This window comes from Companilactobacillus kimchiensis, assembly GCF_001438805.1.
GTDB lineage: Bacteria > Bacillota > Bacilli > Lactobacillales > Lactobacillaceae > Companilactobacillus > Companilactobacillus kimchiensis.
In genome coordinates this window covers 1-1085 of record NZ_JQCF01000062.1, presented here as the reverse complement: position 1 = coordinate 1085, position 1085 = coordinate 1, and the positions used below count along the sequence as shown (strand labels likewise).

The 1085-nt window shown below is 41.4% G+C and carries 1 protein-coding gene; it reads left to right on the top strand.

Features of this window, described 5'->3' with window-relative positions; all coding sequences use genetic code 11:
- Nucleotides 1-1085: NAD(P)-dependent alcohol dehydrogenase (locus IV57_RS12860; protein ID WP_057881910.1), on the top strand; the 1085-nt coding region annotated here is incomplete at both ends.

Here is a 1085-nt window from a genome sequence, read left to right as displayed (position 1 = left end):
ATGAAAATTAAAGCTGCTGTAGTTGATAAAGTAAATGATCCATTCGTTATCAGAGATGATGTTGAATTAGCTGAAATGACCGATGATGGTTTACAAGTTAAAGTCGTTGCTTCTGGTATCTGCCACTCTGATGAAGCCTTGCGTAAAGGTGATGCAGGTTTCACCTTCCCAGTTGTTTTAGGACATGAAGGTTCAGGTATCGTTGAAAAAGTTGGTAAGAACGTAACTAATTTCAAACCTGGTGACCACATCATCATGTCATTTTATTCTTGTGGAGAATGCGACAACTGTCTAAAAGGTAAGCCTACCCAATGTCGTAAATATGCTGCTTCTAACCTATCCGGTACTCGTCCTGATGGATCTGATCATTTTACTGAATCAGGCCACCATGTCAGTGATATGTTCAACCAATCATCATTTACTACTCACACAGTGATCGATAAAAGAAATGCTGTTAAAGTACCCGATGACCTTGACTTGAGAAAGCTTGGACCTCTAGGATGTGGCTACGTAACTGGTAGTGGTACCGTCTTTAATACTCTTCAACCAAAGCCTGGTGATACAATTGCTGTCTTTGGTACTGGTGCAGTTGGTTTAGCTGCCATGATGGCTGGTAAAATCTCCGGTTGTGTGAATGTTATTGCTGTTGATATCGTTGATTCACGGCTTGAATTAGCTAAAAAGATGGGTGCTACCGATATTGTTAATAGTAAAAACGAAGATGCCGTTGCCGCTATCAAGAAGATCACTGGCGGTCTAGGTGTTGACTGGGCAGTTGATACGACCGGCGTTGCCAAAGTTATGACCGATTCAATCGCAGCTTTAACTCAAGGTGGTACAACCGCCACAATCGCTGTCACACCTCATAACATCGATATCAGTACTTGGAATGACCTTTGTGTTGATGACAAGAAGATTGTCGGGGTTAACATGGGTGATTCAATTCCTCAAGTCGACATCCCTCGCCTGATCAAATTTTATCAGATGGGCGTTTTCCCCTTCGATTTAACTGAAAAATTCTATAACTTTGATCAAATCAATGAAGCTGATGCAGATTCTGTTAGTGGTGATACTATCAAGCCTAT